The 19,746-nt window shown below is 66.2% G+C and carries 15 protein-coding genes; 9 read left to right on the top strand and 6 right to left on the bottom strand.

Translation table 11 applies throughout. The features are described from left to right. Positions 1-27 precede the first annotated feature (27 nt). A complete protein-coding gene (gene ctrA / locus ACO056_RS02035) occupies positions 28-729 on the top strand; it encodes a response regulator transcription factor CtrA (protein WP_054121404.1) in 702 nt (233 codons plus the stop codon). Positions 730-820: 91 nt separating this feature from the next. Here the strand turns inward: ctrA and ACO056_RS02030 are convergent, their stop codons facing one another. Next, a complete protein-coding gene (locus ACO056_RS02030; protein WP_421851092.1) occupies positions 821-1,666 on the bottom strand; it encodes a helix-turn-helix domain-containing protein in 846 nt (281 codons plus the stop codon). Positions 1,667-1,760: 94 nt separating this feature from the next. On the opposite strand from ACO056_RS02030, the gene ACO056_RS02025 reads away from it, so the two are divergent. Next, on the top strand, positions 1,761-4,070 hold the full coding sequence (locus tag ACO056_RS02025; RefSeq protein WP_421851089.1) for a TonB-dependent receptor: 2,310 nt from the start codon (positions 1,761-1,763) through the stop codon (positions 4,068-4,070). Between the two features lie 43 nt (positions 4,071-4,113). Further along, positions 4,114-4,842: a tRNA (guanine(46)-N(7))-methyltransferase TrmB gene (trmB, locus tag ACO056_RS02020; protein WP_421851086.1), complete on the top strand. Its 729-nt coding sequence runs from the start codon at positions 4,114-4,116 to the stop codon at positions 4,840-4,842. 264 nt (positions 4,843-5,106) lie between these two features. Here trmB and ACO056_RS02015 read toward each other — a convergent pair whose 3' ends face one another. After that, positions 5,107-6,021: a LysR family transcriptional regulator gene (locus ACO056_RS02015; protein WP_421851084.1), complete on the bottom strand. Its 915-nt coding sequence runs from the start codon at positions 6,019-6,021 to the stop codon at positions 5,107-5,109. A gap of 165 nt (positions 6,022-6,186) precedes the next feature. Here ACO056_RS02015 and ACO056_RS02010 point away from each other — a divergent pair, with 165 nt between their 5' ends. From ACO056_RS02010 to ACO056_RS01995, 4 genes are all read left to right on the top strand, one after another. Further along, entirely contained in the window at positions 6,187-6,924 is a 738-nt protein-coding gene (locus ACO056_RS02010) for an SDR family NAD(P)-dependent oxidoreductase (protein WP_421851081.1), read from the top strand. Between the two features lie 78 nt (positions 6,925-7,002). Continuing rightward, positions 7,003-7,641 (top strand): glutathione S-transferase family protein, encoded by a 639-nt coding sequence (locus tag ACO056_RS02005; protein ID WP_421851077.1) that lies wholly within the window; start codon positions 7,003-7,005, stop codon positions 7,639-7,641. 68 nt (positions 7,642-7,709) lie between these two features. Beyond that, complete coding sequence (locus ACO056_RS02000; protein ID WP_421851074.1) at positions 7,710-8,012, top strand: putative quinol monooxygenase; 303 nt, start codon at positions 7,710-7,712, stop codon at positions 8,010-8,012. A 661-nt stretch (positions 8,013-8,673) separates the two neighbouring features. After that, positions 8,674-9,222 carry a hypothetical protein gene (locus ACO056_RS01995; protein ID WP_421851071.1) on the top strand — a complete coding sequence of 183 codons (549 nt, stop codon included), beginning with the start codon at positions 8,674-8,676 and terminating at the stop codon, positions 9,220-9,222. Between the two features lie 159 nt (positions 9,223-9,381). Here the strand turns inward: ACO056_RS01995 and ACO056_RS01990 are convergent, their stop codons facing one another. Then, the gene (locus ACO056_RS01990) at positions 9,382-11,118 is read right to left on the bottom strand and encodes a DEAD/DEAH box helicase (RefSeq protein WP_421851068.1); all 1,737 of its coding nucleotides are present in this window, start codon (positions 11,116-11,118) and stop codon (positions 9,382-9,384) included. A gap of 203 nt (positions 11,119-11,321) precedes the next feature. Here ACO056_RS01990 and ACO056_RS01985 point away from each other — a divergent pair, with 203 nt between their 5' ends. Together ACO056_RS01985 and ACO056_RS01980 are read left to right on the top strand one after the other, a co-directional pair. Further along, positions 11,322-13,310, top strand: coding sequence for an alkyl/aryl-sulfatase (locus ACO056_RS01985; RefSeq protein WP_421851065.1), 1,989 nt, complete (start codon positions 11,322-11,324; stop codon positions 13,308-13,310). Positions 13,311-13,414: 104 nt separating this feature from the next. Then, positions 13,415-14,911, top strand: a complete 1,497-nt coding sequence (locus ACO056_RS01980) for a hypothetical protein (RefSeq protein ID WP_421851062.1) — start codon at positions 13,415-13,417, stop codon at positions 14,909-14,911. A gap of 7 nt (positions 14,912-14,918) precedes the next feature. Here the strand turns inward: ACO056_RS01980 and ACO056_RS01975 are convergent, their stop codons facing one another. The 3 genes from ACO056_RS01975 to ACO056_RS01965 all read right to left on the bottom strand — a co-directional run bounded on the left by ACO056_RS01975 (position 14,919) and on the right by ACO056_RS01965 (position 19,670). Beyond that, the gene (locus ACO056_RS01975) at positions 14,919-16,763 is read right to left on the bottom strand and encodes an AMP-dependent synthetase/ligase (RefSeq protein ID WP_421851059.1); all 1,845 of its coding nucleotides are present in this window, start codon (positions 16,761-16,763) and stop codon (positions 14,919-14,921) included. Between the two features lie 108 nt (positions 16,764-16,871). Beyond that, positions 16,872-18,629, bottom strand: a complete 1,758-nt coding sequence (gene ggt / locus ACO056_RS01970) for a gamma-glutamyltransferase (RefSeq protein ID WP_421851055.1) — start codon at positions 18,627-18,629, stop codon at positions 16,872-16,874. Between the two features lie 9 nt (positions 18,630-18,638). Next, on the bottom strand, positions 18,639-19,670 hold the full coding sequence (locus tag ACO056_RS01965; RefSeq protein WP_421851052.1) for a quinone-dependent dihydroorotate dehydrogenase: 1,032 nt from the start codon (positions 19,668-19,670) through the stop codon (positions 18,639-18,641). Positions 19,671-19,746: the final 76 nt, after the last annotated feature.

The following is a 19,746-nucleotide window of genomic DNA, read 5'->3' as shown; positions in this document are numbered from 1 at the left end:
CGGGGAATGGCAACAAGGGGCTGATCCATGCGCGTGCTGCTGATCGAGGACGAGCCGACCACGGCCAAGGCGATTGAGCTTATGCTCACGACCGAAGGTTTCAATGTCTATGCAACCGATCTCGGGGAAGAAGGCCTCGATCTCGGCAAGCTGTATGATTACGACATCATCCTGCTCGACCTCAACTTGCCCGACATGCACGGGTACGACGTGCTCAAGAAGCTCCGCGTCGCCAAGGTGCAGACGCCGGTGCTGATCCTCTCCGGCATTGCCGAGATGGACTCCAAGGTCCGCAGCTTCGGCTTCGGCGCCGACGATTACGTCACCAAGCCGTTCCACCGCGAAGAACTCATCGCCCGCATCCACGCTGTGGTGCGCCGCTCGAAGGGTCACTCGCAGTCGGTCATTCGCACCGGCAAGCTTTCGGTCAATCTCGATGCCAAGACGGTCGAGGTCGACAGTGCCCGTGTCCACCTGACGGGCAAGGAATACGCGATGCTCGAGCTGCTTTCGCTGCGCAAGGGCACCACGCTGACCAAGGAAATGTTCCTCAACCATCTCTATGGCGGGATGGACGAGCCGGAACTCAAGATCATCGACGTGTTCATCTGCAAGCTGCGCAAGAAGCTTGCCCACGCCTGCGACGGCGAAAACTACATCGAAACCGTCTGGGGCCGCGGCTATGTTCTGCGCGATCCGGATGACAAGCTGGACGTCGAAGCGGCCTGATCGGCCGCGGCACCCCCCGGCAATCGCCCCCCCTATTCGATGACCGTGCGCAGCGGCCCGTCAGCAATGGCGGGCCGCTTGCGTTTCGGGTTCAGCCGATCCGGTGGAAGGTGTTGGTTTCCAGCTTCGGCATGGTCGAACCTGCCCAGATGATCGTCTCGGTCATCGACCGGCTATCGCGCGAGACGGTATAGACCCGGGTCGAAACCGGTGCGCCGTCCTTGCCCAGTGTCATCACCAGAGTTCCCGGGGCGGGCTGGCGCAGCGAGGCGCTATCGATGAAGCCCATGTTGCCGGCGATGGGCACGGGCGCTGCATCGAGCGCGGCGGTCGATTCTGCATGGAGGGCGGCGCCATCCGGGTTCACGATCCGGACCTGGGTGGTCCAGCGCTGATCGGGCGCGACGCTGAAGCTGATGGTGACGCTGTGCGGGCGCTCCTCCGCCGGCACGCGGGCCGTATCCAGCGCCCAGTTGCCGACCAGCGGCGATGTGCGCGCAGCGGCGGCGGCAGGCGGAGCGGCTGTCCGGTGCGCGGCATTATAGGGCGCATCCGCCGCCATGAGCAGTGATCCTGCGGCGATGAGGGGCATGGCGATGAGCATGGCAATCTTTCCTTTCGGTCCTGGCAGCCCGCGGCCTGCGAGCTGGACCGATCCCTCCGCCGAGGGGGATGTCATGGCCAGATCAGGATTTCTGTCCCAGATTTTCTGGGCGCCCAGCTGCCGCGCCAGTTCGCGGCTGCTGCCCATGCCCGTCTTGCGGCGGGCATCGCGCAGCCGTTCGTTGATCGAGGCTTCGGTCCGGCCGAGCTGGACCGCGATCGATTTGATCGTGTGCCCTTCGGCCAGCAGCCGCAGCACTTCAAGCTCGCGCACGCTCAGCTTGTCCGCAAGCGGACTGGACTCACGCGCGGGCGCACCGGTCAGACGATCCATGGCCGACATGGCTTGCGAGTGACCACATGCCCCGGCGGGCGTCCATCCCAAATTTCTTGTCCGCCGCGCCCGGAGCGCATACCCGGCACGCTCCATGAGGGGACTGCTTGCCGTGCGCCTGATCCGTTGCCTTGCTGCTGCTGCCTTGCTCACCGCAGGCCTGCCGCATGCCGCGCGCGCGCAGGATGAGCAGCCGATCCTGGTCACCGCTCCCGGCGCCGGGGTGGATAGCGACGATGCGCTCGGCTTGTCGCGCGAAGATCTCGCCCGCAGCGGGCGGCCCGATCTGATCGGCGCGCTCGCGCGGCAGCTGCCCGGCGTCACCCTGCAGGATGCTCAGGGCAACCCCTGGCAGCCCGTGCTGGTCTATCGCGGGCAGACGGCTTCTGGCGCGCAAGGGCAGGCACAGGGACTGGCCGCCTATCTCGACGGCGCGCGGTTCAACTTGCCCTTCGGCGATACGATTGCGCTCGATCTGCTGCCCGATGCTGCGCTGCGCTCGGTGGAGCTGGTCGATCCGAGCCCGGTCTACGGCCTCAATGCGCTGGGCGGCGCGCTCGTGCTCGAGACCGCGACGGGTCGCAGTGTGCCCGGGGTGACGGCGAGCGCCTCACTCGGCGCCTACGGCGCGCATGATGTGAGCGTGGCGGCTGGCGGCGCAGCAGGGCGCTGGAGCGCGTTTGCCGCCTTGCAATCGCGCGGCGAGAACGGCTGGCGCGATTTCAGCAGTTCGCGGCTCGCCAGCGGCTATGCCGATCTTGGCTATGACGGCGCGGCTGCGGGGCTCCATGCCAAGCTGATCCTTGCAAGCACCGGCCTCAGCGGAAATGGCGCCGCGCCCGAAGACTTGCTCGCCGTGCACCGCGCCGCGGTGTTCACCCATCCCGACCGCACCGAGAACCGCTTCACGCGCTTGAGCCTCCACCCCTGGGCTGATCTTGCGCCCACCACACGGCTGCAAGCGGCCCTTTACGCACAGTGGCAGACGAGCCGCGCGCTCAACGGCGATGCCGCCGATATCGAAGCTTGCGAGGATGAGCCCGGCCTGCTCTGCCTCGAAACCGGGAGCGGGCGCGAGATGCTGACCGACCGGCTGGGCCGCCCCATCCAAGCGCTGGCGGGCGATCCCGTCTACGCGGTGCTCAATCGCGGCGTGCTCGATTCGCGCGCCTTTGGCCTGCTGGCGCAGATCACCGATCGGCGGCCCTTTCTGGGCGGCAGCAACGTGCTGACACTCGGCACCAGCCTCGATTACGGTCGCAGCACCTTTGCCGCGACGACGGCGCTTGGCACGCTGGACGATACCCGCGGGGTGCAGGCAGCGGGTCCTGTAATCGCGCAGGCGGACAGCGCCATCGCGCCGGTTTCGGTCGTGGCGCGCAATCTCTATGCCGGGTTCTTCGCGGCGGAAACGTTGCCACTCGGCCCGCGCCTGCAGCTCGAGGCCGGACTGCGCTACAACTATGCCGCGATCCGGCTCGATGACCGGCTCGGCACCGCGCTGCGCGGACGGCATTTCTTCACCCGGCTCAATCCCGGGCTGGAGCTCGATTGGGACACCGCCCCCGGCCTGTCGCTGCGTGCAGGCTATGCCGAGAGCAACCGCGCGCCGACCCCCGCTGAACTGTCCTGCGCCGACCCCGCCGCGCCGTGCAGCCTCGCCAATTTCTTCGTTGCCGATCCGCCGCTGCGGCAAGTTGTGGCGCGTACTTGGGAACTAGGTGCGTCCGGCAAGGCCGTGGCCGGCGGCTGGCGGGTGTCATGGCTCGCCTCGCTCTACCGCGCGGACAGCCGCGACGAGATCCGCCGCGTCGCTTCAGGGGTGCGCGGCCGTGCCTATTTCCAGAACCTCGGCGATGCGCGGCGGCAGGGGGTCGAACTCTCGCTGACGGCACAGCACGGCGGCTTCAGGCTGGCTGCGACCTATGCATTCAGCGATGCTACCAACCGCTCGCTGGTGCGGATCGCCAGCCCTGGCAATCCCGAAGCGGAAGCGGACGGCGCGATCACTGTGCGGCCGGGGGACCGGCTGCCCGGCGTGCCGCGCCACAGCGCCAATCTCAATCTGGACTATGCCGGCAAGGCGGGCCCATGGCGGCGTTTCAGCCTTGGCGGCACGCTCTCCGCCCGCTCGGGGCAAGTGCTGCTCGGCGACGAATCGAACCGTGCGCCGCTGGTGCCGGGCTATGTGCTGGTTGATGTGCGTGCAGGCGTCGAACTGGTGCGCGAGGTCGTGCTGTTCGCCGAAGTGCGCAACGCGTTCGACCGCGCCCATGCCACCTTCGGCACCTTTGGCGAGATCGGCTCGGTCCCGCTTGCCGAGGCGCCGGGCGCGTCCTCACCGCGCTTCCTCGGCCCCGGCGCGCCGCGCCGCTGGACGATCGGGATCAGGCGCGGGTTTTGAGCGGCATTGACCATTGGTTGCCTCGCTGCCACAGGCGCGCACCATGACCGCGCACAAGCCGGGCGATCCGCTCACCATCAATCGACTTTATGGCCGCGCCAAGGGCAAGCCGCTGCGCAGCGCCCAGCAGGCGCTGATCGAAACGCTGCTGCCGCAAATCGCGGTGCCCGGTGAAGGACCGGTTACTGCAGAGGCCCTGTTCGGGCGCGACTGCCCGCTTCATTTCGAGATCGGCTTCGGCGGCGGCGAGCATATGGCGGGGCGGGCGGACATGCTGCCCGATCACGGCTTCATCGGCGCGGAACCCTTCCTCAACGGCGTGGCGCAGGCGCTGGTCCATGTCGACGGCGGGCGCGGGTCTGATGGCAGCGCCACGGGTCTGCCGCTGCGCAACGTGCGCATCCACCACGGCGATGCGCTCGAAGTGCTTGCCCGCGTGCCCGATGGCGCGCTCTCGTTCGTCTACCTGCTCCACCCCGATCCCTGGCCCAAGGCGCGCCACGCCAAGCGGCGGATGATGAACGACGGGCCGGTGGGCCTCATCGCGCGCAAGCTGAAACCGGGCGGCGAATTCCGCTTCGGCACCGATCATCCCGTCTATCTGCGCCACGCGCTGATGATCATGCGCGGCCATACCGATAAGTTCGACTGGCTCGCACAGGCCCCCACCGATTTCCAGAAGCGCCCCGGCGGCTGGCCCGAGACCCGCTACGAGGCGAAGGCCCGCGCGCAAGGGCACGAGGTCTGGTATATGACCTATCGGCGCCGTTGATGCGAAGAAGCGCTATTTTGCTACCTTCTGTACGCTAAGGTACTGCGCTTCAAGAAAAATTGGTCCGCGTCGGTGATTGCCCGGTGATTACATTCTGCAAGCCGGGCCATAAGGCTTTTTGCCTCGTGTCCGCAACGTTGGCGCTGCCAAGATCGGGCGACATACGGGTCCGCCTCTCAGACTTTGCGGTATGAGTCACGCTTAGCGCGACCTGGTATCATTACGGCACTCCGTTGGCAGTCAATCGTTTTCACGGCAGCTAACTCAGGAACCGCCGCACTCCGTGTCGCCAAAGTCCGCGCGCATGTCCTGTTCGACGAAGTTCGCAAACGCGCGCGCCTTCATGCTGGCGTTTCGGCCGGACGGGAACACGACCCAGAGGCCAACCGGCGGAAGGTCCCAGTCGGCGAGCACGCGCCGCACCGTGCCGTCCGCCAACTCCCGGTCGAACATCCACCGCGATGCGACCGCCAGCCCCATTCCCGCAAAGACTGCCTCGCGAACCGCTTCCGCCGCATTGCTCCGCATCCGGCCCTTCATCGTCACCTTATGCGCGGCCTCCCCTTGCGTGAACGACCATACCGTGCCGCCACCGCGTTGGTCGTAGATCACCGCCTCGTGGTTAATCAGGTCTGCGGGTGTCTGCGGCTCGCCCCTGGCGTCGAAATATTTAGGCGCCCCCAAGACGATACGTGGTCCCCGGCCGATCCTGCGCGCGGTCAGCGAGGAATCCTGAAGATCGCCCATCCGCAGTGCGATGTCGATCCCGGCCTCGACCAGATCGACATTGCCGTCGTCGAGGAAGACTTCAACGTCGAGCGCGGGGTGCAGCGTCATGAAGCGCGGCAGCCGCGGGACGATATGGAGCCGTCCGAACGTCACAGCGCCGGAGATGCGCAGCCGACCAGTCAGCGCGGCACCGACGCCCCGCGCCTTCGATACGGCCTCGTCCGCCTCCTCCACCGATCGCTTTGCGTGGTCGTAGAAATTCTCGCCGGCCTCGGTCGGCTTGAGACCCTGCGTCGTCCGCAGAAGCAGCTTTACACCAACGTGTTGTTCAAGCTGCGCGATGATCTTCGAGATGGCAGGCTGGCCGACCCGGAGTTGGCGCGCCGCACCCGTGAAAGTTCCGGTGTCGATGACGCGAACGAACGCATCCATGGCGGCAAGGCGATTCATCAGCATTCCTCCCTAGAAAGCTATAGCCTTAATTCCGGGCACCTATATTCCGAAGTGGAATAGAGCTTAGTCCGCCCCGCCGTCTAGTGCGGTTGCGGCAACCTCCTATTTCCAGGGTCCTGCACCGCATCGATCGTCGACGGTGCGCTATCGAAGGACCGAGACATGGGTAAGAAGCTTGAAGGCAAGATCGCTGTCGTGACAGGCGGCAGCGCGGGTATCGGTCTTGGTATGGCCAAGGCCTTTGCTGCGGACGGCGCACAGGTGTACATTACCGGCCGCCGCCAGAGTGAGCTGAACAAGGCCGTGGCTGAAATCGGCGATGGGGCGATCGGCATTCAGGCCGATGCGTCGAGCCTTGCAGATCTCGACCGTCTCTACGCCACCGTCAAAGCAAACCATGGGCACATCGACGTGCTGGCGCTCAATGCCGGCTTCTTCGAGTTCGGGCCGCTCGGTCAAATCACCGAAGAGCATTTCGACAAAACCTACAACACCAACGTGAAAGGCCTGCTGTTCGGCTTTCAGCGGGCGTTGCCGCTCCTCCCCAACGGCGCTTCGGTCATTCTGACTGGCTCGATCGCGGGGTTCCGGGGCATGCCGGCGCTGTCGGTCTACTCGTCAACCAAGGCGGCGATCCGCAGCCTGGTGCGGGCGTGGGTCCTCGAAACCAAAGAGAGCGGTATCCGGATCAACGTGCTCAACCCTGGCCATACCTCGACCCCCGGCTTCCACGAACTGCTTCCCGCCGAAGCGCTGCCCGGTGTCATCGATTCGATCCCGCTCGGCCGCCTCGGAACCCCCGAGGACCATGGCAAGGCGGCCGTCTTCCTGGCGTCCGAAGATAGCGCCTACATCACCGGCATCGAGCTCGATGTCGATGGCGGCGCGGCGCAGTTCTGATTTGCTAACGCGGCGCTGGCGTGCGCGCCGCGCCGCAGACCCACGTGAACGCCAAACATCCAGATCAGGAAGCAACCGATGATCGAAGTCTACGCCTTCGCAACACCCAATAGCCTTCGAGTTCCGATCGTGCTCGAGGAACTCGGCCTTCCCTACGACTTGAGATCGGTCAACGTCCGCAAGGGCGAGCAGAAGCTGCCCGAGCACCTCGCGCGCAATCCTAACGGCAAAGTGCCGGTGCTCGTCGACCCGGACGGTCCGGGCGGCGAGCGCCTGGTACTGACCGAATCCGGCGCCATCCTCATATACCTCGCCGAGAAGACCGGGCGCCTGCTGCCCGCCGAGGGGATCGCGCGTGCGCGCGTCTTTGAACAGGTGTTCTTCCATCTGACCGGGATCGGCCCGATGTTCGGGCAGGCCGGCTATTTCCAGAAGCAGGCGCCCGAGCAGCTCCCGATTGCGCTCAACCGGTTCAACTCGGAATCAGCCCGCGTGATGACGGTCCTTGATGGCACTCTCGGGGCGCAGCCGTTTGCCGCCGGCGTCAATTTCACGATCGCCGATATCGCGCATTTCGGGTGGATCTGGCGCCGCGCATTCGCCGACATCGACCTCCAGGACTATCCCAACGTGCAAACTTGGTACGACCGGGTCGCAAGCCGTCCGGCCGTCGAGCGGGCCATTCAGCGCGTCACCGCACTGATCCCGGAAGAGTAAACCCTGCGATTCGGGTGGTGCAATGCTGTAGCGGCACCGTCTTTCATAAACGAGAATTGGAAATGCCCATGACGCACTATGCCCTTTACACCGAACTCAGAGCCAAGCCCGGCAAGGAAGAAGAACTGGCATCGTTTCTGCTCGGCGCTCAGGCTCTCGTGGCGGATGAGGCCAAGACGATCGCTTGGTTTGCGGTCCGGTTCGACAAGCAGACCTTCGCGGTTTTTGACGCGTTCGATGACGAAGCTGGCCGTCAGGCCCATATAAACGGCGAGGTCGCCGCGGCCCTTGGTGCCCGCGCCGCCGATTTGCTGGAAGGCCCGCTCGACATCCGACACCCCAGCGTGCTGGCAGACAAGCTACCGGGCTGAGGCGGCATTCGCTTCTCGATGCCGATCCTGATCCGGGAGACGTGGTTGGCGGACCGAAAGTCCGCCTTCCCCGGAAGGAGGCTTCCAAGGCCAACGGCATCTTTTCCGAACGGAGAGAAATGGCGCGTGGTCGATCGTCCGCTTTCGATCAGTTAGTAGGCAGCCTCCGTCAAGGCCGGACGTTCATCGACGCTGACCGGCTGTGTTCGATAGCAGGCATTCGCGGCGTGAAACTTGGCGGCGGTTTCCCACCGCAAAGTTTGCGCTATGACGCGAAAAATCAGCTGATCCGGTGATTGCCCGGTGCTTACTACTGCTCAAATGCTCCGTTGAAGTTCCACTAATTTTATTTTTATTTCACGTGGATACCCAGATTTTGATCCTATGGTCTGGTACTTCCGATACCGCCGCCGTTAAGGCGTGATCGCCTCCGGCGGATAGGTCCACTGCAAGCGTGAGGAGCGCGCATTCGCCCGGCGATTCGGGCGATCCTGTCGTATGTCAGGCTGCCGCCCTGACAAGCCTTGCGAAGCCTTCCCAAGGTCACCCGGCATGCCGCGCATTAACCAATTAATCTCTTCCTAACCACGGTGACTTACCTTCAGCCCTAACGCCGGACAGGAACGCAAGTGTCTGGCAGCTAACGCGAAGCGAGGGGCTCATGGCCACGACCAGGACAGCGCAGACCATTCTGACCGAGATGCGGGAATTTGCCGGATTTTCGCCATGCGAGCAGCGCTATATCCGGCGCAGCCTCGATGTCGGCCTTGCCCGCCACGACGCCTTCCGGCGCTGGGCGCGCGGACCGGCCGAAGCGGCCTCGATCCGTACCCAGTACGTGATTTACCAGGACCTCAAGCTGCTCCGTAGCCTGCTGCAAAGCGATGGCGAGAGCGGCGAAGGGCCCGGCCTCGAAGACCTCGAAACCGTGATGGGCCCGCTGCTGCGCGTCACCACTTTCGATCTGGCCCAAGGCCGCATCGAATGCTTCTCGGCCTATCGCTTCCTCTATGAGCGCCTGCTTGGCGCTGAAGTCCGCCCCTGGCTTCCGGGTGCGTTCTGCGGGGCGGCGGCGCTGCCGCATATCCGCCCGGATCGCCGCAAGGAACTGCTCCAGTCGATCAGCGAAGCCGCCGCGACCGCGCCCGCCTGGTCGATGTGCGCACCGCGCTTCTTCCCTGAATTTGTCGAAATGGAAGAGGTGGCCTGAGGGTTTGCGGAGAGCCTGGTCACGTCACCTCGTCATCTCAAGCGTAGCAAAGCAATCCAGAGCGGTCTGTGTGACGCCCTGGATTGCTTCGCTATGCCCGCAATGACGATGGCTGGGGGATTGGGGATGCAAGAGCAATAGCCCTCACACCCTGACGCCCTACTTCGCGCGATCCGGCTTGGCCCGCCAGGGGCCCTTCCGGTGCGGCTTCTTCGGCGCTTCGGGACGGCCCGCCTGGCGATAGGGCTTGGGCGCGTGGTTCGGCTTGCCCTCGCGGCGATGCTTGCGAGCTTCGTCGCGCGGGGCGCCGTCCATGGGCTGGATTTCGAACTCGTCGGCGTCCTCGGCCGTGCGGCGCACTGCATCCATGAAGCGCGCCGCGATCGCGGTCGGCACTTCGAACAGCGTTTCCTGCGCGGTGATGCGGATCGCGCCGATCTCGCTGCGGCTGACATGGCCGCGGCGGCACAGCAGCGGCAGGACCCAGCGCGGATCGGCGTTCTGGTCACGCCCGAAGTTGAGCCGCATCCAGGTGCTCTGCTCGAACCCGGCGCGCGGCTCACGCTGGGCGGGCGGGCCGGCATCGTTGCCGCTCATGAGGTCTTCGGGTTCGGGCAGGCGGGCCCGGTGGATCTGCACGAGCGCGGCGGCGATATCTTCGGCGCTGCGTTCGGTGAGAAGCCGGGCGGCGAGTGCGCGGTCCTCTTCGGTCGCTTCGACTGGCGCAAGCAGTGCGGCCATCATCCGGTCATTGTCGGCAGCACGGATATCTGCGGCCGAAGGTGCCGGCACCCACTGCGCCGGGATGCGCGCGCCGCGCAACATGGCCTCGACCCGCTTGCGGCGCGGATAGGGCACGATGAGCACAGCAGTGCCCTTCTTGCCGGCGCGCCCGGTACGGCCCGAGCGGTGCTGCAGCGTTTCGGCATCGCGCGGAATCTCGACATGGACGACGAGGCTGAGCGAGGGCAGATCGATCCCGCGCGCGGCAACGTCGGTGGCGACGCAGACGCGGGCGCGGCGATCGCGCAGCGCCTGGAGGGCCTGATTGCGCTCGTTCTGGCTGTGCTCGCCAGAGAGGGCGACAACCGCGAAGCCGCGCTCGGTGAGGCTGGCGTGGAGGCGGCGGACATTGTCGCGCGTTGCGCAGAACAGCATCGCGGTCTCGGCTTCGTGGAAGCGCAGCAGGTTGACGACGGCGTTCTCGATATCGGCGGGGGCGACAGCCATCGCCTGATAATCGATATCGCCGTGGCCGCGTTCCTCGGTGACGGTCGAGATGCGCAGCGCGTTGTTCTGGTAGCGGCGTGCGAGCGCGACGATCGGCGCGGGCATCGTTGCCGAGAACAGCATCGTGCGGCGTTCCTGCGGCGTCGCGTCGAGGATCGCCTCGAGGTCTTCGCGAAAGCCCATGTCGAGCATTTCGTCGGCTTCGTCGAGCACGGCGACGCGCAAGGCGGAAAGCTGCAGCGCACCGCGCTCAAGGTGATCGCGCAGGCGGCCCGGAGTGCCGACGACGATGTGCGTGCCGTAGCCGAGTGCGCGGCGTTCGCGCGAGGCGTCCATGCCGCCGACGCAAGTGGAGATGCGCGCGCCGGTCTGTTCGTAGAGCCACTCCAGTTCGCGGCTTACTTGCAGCGCGAGTTCGCGGGTGGGAGCGATGACCAGCGCGAGCGGCGCGCCGGCGGGGCCCATGCGGTCTTCACCGGCGAGCAATTCGGCGGCCATGGCGAGGCCGAACGCAACGGTCTTGCCCGAGCCGGTCTGCGCGGAGACGACGAGGTCGCGGCCATGGGCTTCGGCTTCGAGGACGGCGGCCTGCACCGGGGTGGGTGCGGCATAGCCACGGGCTGCCACGGCGGCGCCGAGGGCGGGGGGGAGCTGGGAAAAGGGCATAGGGCTTTCGGGGGAAGGACGTGTGCCCGGACATGCGGTGGCGGCCTGAACGCACCGCCTCCACGCCGGGAGAAGCGCGCCCCATAGACCAATCCAAGCCGTTTGGCTTGTGTTGTTTGCAGACGGCCGGATTTTGCGCGCCTCTTGTCAGTCGGGGCGGGAGCGGACAAGTTGCCGCTACAAGAACAACAGGAGGGGATCTGATGCACTTTGTCGCGCGCGCAATGCGGCTGGCTGTGACGACGGCGGCCATCGTGCCGGGATTGGCGCTGGCCGCCGAGCCTGCCAATGCGCCTGTCGATCCCGCGCTCGCGCCCAAGCCCGCGAGCGCGGCGACAATGGCAGCGCAGCAGGCCGTGGCGGCGGCGCTGCCGCTGGAAGATGGGCGCGACGGCGTATTTGCGGCGCAAGGTTTCCTCGCAAGCGCGGCCGATCCGGTAATCCGCGATGCGGCGGGCAAGGCCGTGTGGAACCTCGCCGCCTATGACTGGGTGCAAGGAACGCCGCCGGCCAGCGTGAACCCTTCGCTGTGGCGGGAGGTGGGGCTGCTCAGGAAGCACGGGCTATTCGCCGTGGCAGACGGGGTGTGGCAGGTGCGCGGGTTCGACGTTTCCAACATGACCGTAATCCGCGGCCAGACCGGCTGGGTGCTGGTCGATCCACTAACAACGCGCGAAACGGCAGCAGCGGCGCTCGCGCTGGTCAACGCACAACTCGGCGCGCGGCCGGTTTCAGCGGTGATCTACAGCCACAGCCATGCCGACCATTTCGGCGGCGTGCGCGGGGTGGTGGCCGAGGCGGACGTTGCGGCGGGCAAAGTGCAGGTGATCGCACCGGCGCACTTCATCGAGGAAGCGGCGAGCGAGAACGTGCTTGCCGGGGCCGCAATGGGGCGGCGGGCGCAATACCAGTTCGGCGGCGGCCTTGTGCCGGGCGCGCAAGGGCAGATGGGGAGCGGCATCGGGCTAGGCGTCTCATCCGGCACGATCACGCTGATTGCGCCGACCGATACGGTCAGCAAAACCGGCGAGACGCGAGTGGTCGATGGCGTGCCGATGGAATTCCAGATCGTTTCGGGCAGCGAGGCGCCGAGTGAGCTCAACGTCTATCTGCCGGGGTCCAGGGTGCTGCTTTCGGCTGAGATGAGCACCTGTTCGCTCCACAATATCCTCACCCCGCGCGGCGCGAAGGTCCGCGATACGCGGGCCTGGGCGGGCTATCTCGACGAGGCGCTGCGGCTCTATGGCGGGCGCAGCGATGCCGTGATCTCGAGCCACTGCTGGCCGCGCTTCGGGCAGGCGGAAGTGAGCCGGATGCTGGCGAGCCAGCGCGACAACTACCGCGTGCTGCACGACCAGACGCTGCGCCTGATGAACCGGGGCGAGACCCCGGCGGAGATCGCGGAAGCGCTGGTGCAGCCGTCCTCGCTCGCGGCGGACTGGTTCAACCATGGCTATTACGGAACCTACAGCCACAATTCGAAGGCGGTCTATCAGTTCTACCTGGGCTGGTACGATGCAGTACCGGCGAACCTGAACCCCTGGCCGCCGGCCGAGCACGCCAAGCGGCTGGTTGCAGCAATCGGCGGACCGGCCAAGGTGATCGCGCAGGGGCGCGCGGCGATGAAGGCGGGGGATTATCGCTGGGCCTCCGAACTGCTGAGCGCGGCGGTCTTTGCCGATCCCGCCAACAAGGCGGCGCGCGCCGCGCTGGCGGATAGCTATGAACAGCAGGGCTATCAGGCGGAAAGTGCGATCTGGCGCAACCAGTTCCTTGCCGCCGCGAGCGAGCTTCGGAACGGGCGCATTGCGTCCGCCACCTCGAGCCAGAGCCAGGACATGATCGCGGCGGTGCCGACACAGCTGCTGCTCGATTCGGTCGCGACCCGGCTCGATCCGGCGAAACTTGCCGGGCGGCACACCGCGATCAACCTCGTGATGCCCGAACGCGGCGAGACGGCGGGGATCGAGTTGACCGGCACCGCGATGCTGGCGCGAATGGGCGCGGCACCGGGGGCCGCCGCCACGCTGACCGCCCCGCGCCGCCTGCTGCTGGGCCTGCTCTTCCTCAAGATGCCGTTGGAGAAGCTGGAAATGGCCGGGCTGAAAGTGGAGGGCGACCGCGCGGCGGTCGAGGCGTGGCTGGCCGCGCTCGATCCTATGCCGGGGGCGTTCAATATCGTGGAGCCGTGAGCGGGCGGGCGCGCGCCAGAATGGATGGAATGCGAGATCGCAACTGCCAAGTGGCTGCACTAGGATGCGGCGGATCGCTGTCGTTGTATGGGAAGGCCGTTACCATGATTGCTGCCGTCCTCCTCGCCGCAAGCCTTGCTGTGGCCTCCGCCTCGGCAGCCCCAGTTGCGGCGGCGGAGCAGATCTCGACGTCTCCGTGCCGGGCTGCGATGAGCCGCGAATGGCCGCGTCTGAGCCAAGTGCGCGACAAAGTCGCGATGAGCTTCGCGGTCGATGCAAAGGGTAACCTCGAGGAGCAGCCAGACAAGGCGGCTGAGCGGGACTATGCGGACAAGGTAAAGATGCTTGGCACCCTGGAGCAAACCTGCGCGGGTGACGAGGAGGCGCTTCGCGATCTGGCCTCGCTACAGGCCGAAGCCAGTCTTGCTCGATATCAGCCAAAAGCTGCGCTGGCGCAGTTGCAGAAGTTTCGCGATTCGGATCAGGATCGCCTCAAGACCCGGAATCTCTGGTTACTGCAGTCCGCCGCGTTCTTGTCGGGCGACAAGCAAGGGGTTGATGCGGCGACCACGGCGCTGGTGGACGCGAATGAACGGGCGCTGCTGGCATCCGGCAATTGGATTCTCGCGGAAAAGGGGGCGGCAAAGCGCGTAGACTACAACATCTATCGTGCCACCAGCGATCCGACGAACTGGCTGTTCATCGTGAGGCCACGGGACGGAAATCAGGTCACCGCCGTCTATGCACGACACTCGGACGAGTACAGCACACCCGAGAAGCCGATCTTTGAGCTCAGGCATCTGACCTGCAATTCCGATGGCGCCATTGATCCTGGGAAGCTGGAGGAGAACTCTGCTCCGGCTTTCGATGCCGTTCGCGCGCAGGTCTTGGGGTATTTCGACGGGACTGTTGCGCCTTACCAAAATGATTCGGGTGGTCCGATGGACGATATGACCCCCTCGTGCCTTCAAGCCGGCAAGATACTTCCCGGGCTGGGCGATCCCTACCAGTACGATGGAACCGAATACCGCGATCCGGCGCAGCTGCTGACCTCATACGAAGCCGCGATCTGGCTGCAGTCCCCAGTCGCCAGCAAGCGCGAGCAGGCTGTCGCTCATGTCACGGCGCACCCTGACGCGGTAGAACCCTTCGGCTATATCCCGGTGATCACCGTGCTTCTGCAATCGGGCGACACGGCGCAGGCGGTGTTCTGGTACTATGTGTTCCAGATCCGCATATATCCTTGGCTCAAGACGAGCGATGATCCGAGCGGTGCGCCAGCGCTCTACGGTTCGATTGCCGAGTCGCTTGGCAGAGGGCTCAACGAATGGGCGGGCAGCGACATCGACGCCATGCGCGATCTGATGCAGCGGGCGGCATCATTCGAGCGCGCTGCTCCCCTGTTTCTGGGCCGCACGGAGGGGGTCAGCGCAGAGCAGTGGCAGGCCCTGATCGAAAAGGGGCGGTCAGACTTTCTGTCCGCCCAGGCGATCAAGGCGCTGTCGGACAAAAACAGCCTCGAAGCGGCTCGCAAAAAGAACGGGCTCTATGTCGGCCCATGGCAATCACCCGGCGCCCCGCTGCCGGAAAACTGGCGCTGATCGCCGCTCAGCCCTTGTACAACCCGTCGATCCTCGCTCCGTAGCGCGCCTTGATCTTGTGGCGGCGGATCTTCATCGAGGGGGTCATTTCCTCGTTGTCGATGGTGAAGGCCTCGTCGGCGAAGGTGAACTGGCGGACTTTTTCGATCACCGAGAGGTCCTTGTTCACCCGGTCGACCGCCGCGCGGATGGCGGTGCGGAAAGCGGGGAGGTCCTGCAGGGCGGTGAGGTTGAACTTCTCGCCCTCGGCGCGGGCCCATTCCATCGCCCATTCGGCATCGGGGACGATCAGGCCGACGATGTAGGGCCGCTTGTCGCCCGAAACCATCGCCTGCCCGATCTCCGGCTGAAGCGTGAGCATGCCCTCGATCCGCTGCGGAGAGACGTTGTCGCCCTTGTCGTTGACGATCATGTCCTTCTTGCGGTCGGTGATCTTGATGCGGCCCTTCTCGTCAAAATGGCCGATATCGCCGGTGTGGAGCCAGCCCGCCTGCGGCCCATCCTGCGGGATCGCGCGCAGGGTTTCGGCATCGTTGCGCCAGTAGCCATGCATGACGAGTTCGCCGCGCACGAGAATTTCGCCGTCGTCGGCAATCTTGACCTCGACGCCGCGCAGCGGGGGGCCGACGGTATCCATCGCAAGGCCGACCTTGGGCCGATTGCAGCTGATCACCGGCCCCGCCTCGGTCTGGCCATAGCCCTGCAGCATGGTGAGGCCCATCGCATCGAAGAACAGGCCGACATCGGGATTGAGCGGCGCACCGCCCGAGACGAGGGCCTTCAACCGCCCGCCGAAGCGCTGGCGGATCTTGGGGCGCAGCGTGCGTTCGATGAAGAAATCCATCGGCGCATCGATGATCCGGCGCACGATGTTGGCGCTGCCGTCTGCCTTGCGCGCGCCGATCGCGAGGGCGCGGGCCATCAGGTAGTTGGGCAGCTTACCCTGCTTTTCGACCTGCTTCATGATCCGCGCGCGCAGCACCTCGAACAGGCGCGGCACGACGACCATCAGCGTCGGCCGGGTTTCCTCGATATTGCTGGCAAGCTTTTCGAGGCCTTCCGCATAGTAGATCTGCGCGCCCAGGCCGATGGGCAGGAACTGGCCGCCGGAATGCTCGTAGGCATGGCTGAGGGGGAGGAAGGACAGGAACGCCTCGGTCTCGCGGCCGGTGGTATCCCAACCCAGATCCTCGGCCACGACATGCGCCGCGCCATCGACATTGCACAGGATCGCGCCGTGGTGCTGGCATACCCCGCGCGGTGCGCCGCCGGTGCCGCTGGTGTAGATGATGCAGGCGGTATCCGAGCGGCCAATCGCGGCAACACGCGCGGCCACCGAAAGCCGCGCGGGAACCGCATCGCCAGCGGTGAGCGCGGACCAATCGTGGAAGCCGATGCGATCGGACTGCATGCGGCGCAGCGGCTCCATGCCAATGATCTGGGCCACCGGCGCCGCACTGAGGCAGGCTGTCAGCAGCGGCTGGGCAAGCTTGGCATTGGAGACGATGACCGCGCGTGCGCCCGAGTTTTCGAGCACATGGAGATGGTCACGCTCGGTGTTGGTGACATAGGCCGGCACAGTGATCAGCCCCGCGGCCATGATCGCCAGATCGGCGATGCACCATTCGGGCCGGTTTTCCGAAACCAGCACGACCCGGTCGCCCGGATCGAGCCCGAGGCTGCGCAGCGATTCGGCCAGCAGGCAGACCTGGTCCGCCGCCTCGCGCCAGCTCAGCGATTGCCGCGTCCCGCCGCGCTTGGCCCAGAGGAACGGACGATCCCCGAAGAACTCCGCCCGATCGAGGAACATGGCGACGAGATTGGGAAAGGACGCAAAATCGGAAAGCTGCACGGCGCAATGATCCCCTGGCCCGTTGATGCCCGCACGGGCGGGCCTTGTGTTTGGGCAGGAAACTAGGAGTGCCGTAGCGGAAGGGCAAGGCGGGCTGTGGATATGGTGTCAGGGCGAGGCGGTCGCGCCCTCGCTGCGCGGATCGGCGGCGCCAACCCAGTGGCCCTTGCCGTTCTCGCCCGGAACCCATTCGATGGCGTTGGCCTTCAGCCGCATCGGCACGGCGACGACCCTGGTGTGGCCGAGCGCCTGCAGCGCCGGGACCATAGCGGCCAGCGGCGTCCCCGCCTCGACCGCAAGCGCACCGGGGGCGGGCATGACGATGCCCTGCGCAATGGCGTCGCGCGCGGAGAGGTTCCAATCGAGCGTGCCGATGATCACGCGGATCACCTGGGGCGGGATGGTGTATCCGCCCGCGGCGCCGGCGATCAGGCGCAAGTGGCCATCCGGGCCGTAGACCACGACCGGGCTCATCGAACTCCTCGGGCGCTTGCCGGCCTCGATGCGGTTCATGGTAGGCTTGCCGTTGCGGTTGGGATCGAGATTGAAGTCGGTGAGTTCGTTGTTGAGGTAGTATCCCCCGACCATGAGGCCCGAACCGAAGGCGCTTTCAACGGTGGAGGTGTAGCTCGCGGCATTGCCCCAGCGGTCGACCGCGGCGAAATGCGTCGTGCCATGTTCGGGGATGGGCCCGGCCACCGCGAACTTGTCACTCGCGCCGGCGGGTTTGCCGGGTGCGGTATCGGTGATCGTCGCAGTCTCCGAAATCAGCGCCGAGCGCGCGGCGATATACGCAGGATCGATGAGGCCTGCTGTCGGCACCGGGGCGAAATCGGGATCGGCGAGCCAGGCGTCGCGGTCCGCAAAGGCGAGCCGCTCGGCCTCGGCGATCAGGTGCCAGGCGGTGGGCGAGGCGGGGCCCATGGCTTTCAGATCGAAGCGTTCAAGTTCGCCCAGCGTCTGCAGCACGGTGATCCCGCCGGCAGACGGCGGCCCCATGCTGCACACGCGCCAGACCCGGTAACGGCCGCAGACCGGATCGCGCGATTTGGCGGTGTAACCAGCAAGATCGGCGGTCGACATCGGCGCGGGGTTGCGCGGTGCGGTGCCGACCTTGGCGGCGATCGCCTTGGCATTGTCGCCAAGGTAGAAGCTGTCTGCCCCGTTCGCGGCGATCTTCTCGAACGTTGCGGCAAGCGCGGGATTGCGCACCATGGTGCCGACGGGGAGCGGGGCGCCGTCCGCTCCGAAGTACAAGGCGCGGGCCGCGGGATCGAGCCCGGCGATGTCGGACGCGAAGGCGAGCGTGCTGGCAAGGCGGGGGCTGATCGCGAAGCCGTCAGCCGCAAGGCGGATTGCCGGGCCGAACAGCACGCGCCACGGCAGCTTGCCACTGCGTTCATGGGCCATCGCGGCAAGGCGCAGGTTGCCCGGCACGCCGACGCTGCGCCCGCCCGGAACGGCATCGCTGTGGCTGAGCACTTTGCCATCGACGATGAACCAGTCCGGCGTGGCAGCGGCCGGAGCCATCTCGCGCCCGTCAAAGCTCTGTACATCGCCCGCAGCGCTGGCGGTGACGAGGAAACCGCCGCCGCCAATCCCTGAGCTCTGCGGTTCGACTACGTTGAGGGCAAGCATCACGGCGATGGCGGCATCGGTGGCCGATCCGCCAAGGCGTAGCATTTCCGCCCCTGCCGCCGCGGCGCGCGGATCGGCGGCGGTGACGACGCCCATATCCTCGGAGGCGGGCGGCGCTTCGGGTGCTAGTGCGGTGACGGGCCGCGCCGCGTTGGGCAGCGGCGCGCAGGCCTGTGCAAAAACGAACAGCGCGGCAGGCGCGAGCGAGCGGACGAAACGGAATGCCATGACGCAGCGTTATTCGCTGCCGACCGCCTCGGCAATGCTGCTCATGCCTTCGGCGCTCACGCGCTTGGCCAGCCCGTCAACGATCCGCTGCACCAGACCCGGGCCCTCGTAGACGAGCGCGCTGTAAATCTGGATCAGGCTGGCCCCGGCGCGGATGCGCGCCCAGGCGTCTTCCGCGCTGGCGATACCGCCCACTCCGATCAGCGGGATCGCTCCGCCGGTGGCAGAGCGGAAGTCTCGCAGCACCTGCAACGCGAGCGGGCGGAGCGGTTCACCTGAAAGCCCGCCTGCCTCCCCGGCCAGCGGCGAGCGCAGCGCCGGGCGGGTGATAGTGGTGTTGGTCACGATCAGGGCATCGAGATGCTTGTCGAGCGCGATGCGGCAGATCGCATCGATATCGGTGCTGGTCAGATCCGGCGCGAGCTTGAGGAACAGCTTTGTCGGCAACGCGCCGCGCGCCTCGATCACCGCGTCAAGCAGATCGGCAAGCGCGGCAGGATCCTGCAGCGCGCGCAGGCCCGGCGTGTTGGGCGAACTGATGTTCACCGTGAGGTAGCTCGCGAGCGGGGCCATGATCCGCGTCATCGCCGCGTAGTCCGCGATGCGATCCGCCGAATCCTTGTTGGCGCCGATATTGGCGCCGACGACTCCGGGCCGCTTCTGCCGGGCCGCGAGTCGGGCGGCGACCACTTGTGCGCCCGCATTGTTGAAGCCCATGCGGTTTATCACCGCGTTGTCCTCAACAAGGCGGAACAGCCGGGGCCTCGGATTGCCCTCCTGCGGTCGAGGGGTGACAGTGCCCGCCTCGACAAAGCCGAAGCCAAGGCCGAGCAGCGCGTCCGGCACTTCGCCGTTCTTGTCGAACCCCGCGGCAATACCAACCGGATTGGGGAAGACGAGGCCCGCGACGCGCTGGCACAGCAGCGGCTGCGGCGCGGCGCGGCCGGCACGCGGCGCGGCGGACAGGGCGGCGATCGTCAGGCGGTGGGCAGTCTCGGCGGGAATGCGGAACAGCAGGGGACGGCAAATCGAATAGAGCATGCTTGAGCGATTCCCTCCGGGCCGACAACGGTTGGCGTGTTCTATTGCCGCCTCAAGGGTGCGCGCCAAGCGACAA

This window comes from Novosphingobium sp., from assembly GCF_965228995.1.
Taxonomy (GTDB): Bacteria; Pseudomonadota; Alphaproteobacteria; order Sphingomonadales; family Sphingomonadaceae; genus Novosphingobium.
This window is presented reverse-complemented; position numbering and strand designations above follow the sequence as displayed.

What these genes read in the sequence shown, in the direction of transcription:
- ACO056_RS01995 (WP_421851071.1), top strand. Translation starts at nt 8,674, where the DNA reads ATGGCCACGACCAGGACAGCGCAGACCATTCTGACCGAGATGCGGGAA.
- ACO056_RS02030 (WP_421851092.1), bottom strand. Translation starts at nt 1,666, where the DNA reads ATGGATCGTCTGACCGGTGCGCCCGCGCGTGAGTCCAGTCCGCTTGCG.
- ACO056_RS02010 (WP_421851081.1), top strand. Translation starts at nt 6,187, where the DNA reads ATGGGTAAGAAGCTTGAAGGCAAGATCGCTGTCGTGACAGGCGGCAGC.
- ACO056_RS01980 (WP_421851062.1), top strand. Translation starts at nt 13,415, where the DNA reads ATGATTGCTGCCGTCCTCCTCGCCGCAAGCCTTGCTGTGGCCTCCGCC.
- ACO056_RS01985 (WP_421851065.1), top strand. Translation starts at nt 11,322, where the DNA reads ATGCACTTTGTCGCGCGCGCAATGCGGCTGGCTGTGACGACGGCGGCC.
- ACO056_RS02000 (WP_421851074.1), top strand. Translation starts at nt 7,710, where the DNA reads ATGACGCACTATGCCCTTTACACCGAACTCAGAGCCAAGCCCGGCAAG.
- ggt (WP_421851055.1), bottom strand. Translation starts at nt 18,629, where the DNA reads ATGGCATTCCGTTTCGTCCGCTCGCTCGCGCCTGCCGCGCTGTTCGTT.
- ACO056_RS02005 (WP_421851077.1), top strand. Translation starts at nt 7,003, where the DNA reads ATGATCGAAGTCTACGCCTTCGCAACACCCAATAGCCTTCGAGTTCCG.
- trmB (WP_421851086.1), top strand. Translation starts at nt 4,114, where the DNA reads ATGACCGCGCACAAGCCGGGCGATCCGCTCACCATCAATCGACTTTAT.
- ACO056_RS01990 (WP_421851068.1), bottom strand. Translation starts at nt 11,118, where the DNA reads ATGCCCTTTTCCCAGCTCCCCCCCGCCCTCGGCGCCGCCGTGGCAGCC.
- ctrA (WP_054121404.1), top strand. Translation starts at nt 28, where the DNA reads ATGCGCGTGCTGCTGATCGAGGACGAGCCGACCACGGCCAAGGCGATT.
- ACO056_RS02025 (WP_421851089.1), top strand. Translation starts at nt 1,761, where the DNA reads ATGAGGGGACTGCTTGCCGTGCGCCTGATCCGTTGCCTTGCTGCTGCT.
- ACO056_RS02015 (WP_421851084.1), bottom strand. Translation starts at nt 6,021, where the DNA reads ATGAATCGCCTTGCCGCCATGGATGCGTTCGTTCGCGTCATCGACACC.
- ACO056_RS01965 (WP_421851052.1), bottom strand. Translation starts at nt 19,670, where the DNA reads ATGCTCTATTCGATTTGCCGTCCCCTGCTGTTCCGCATTCCCGCCGAG.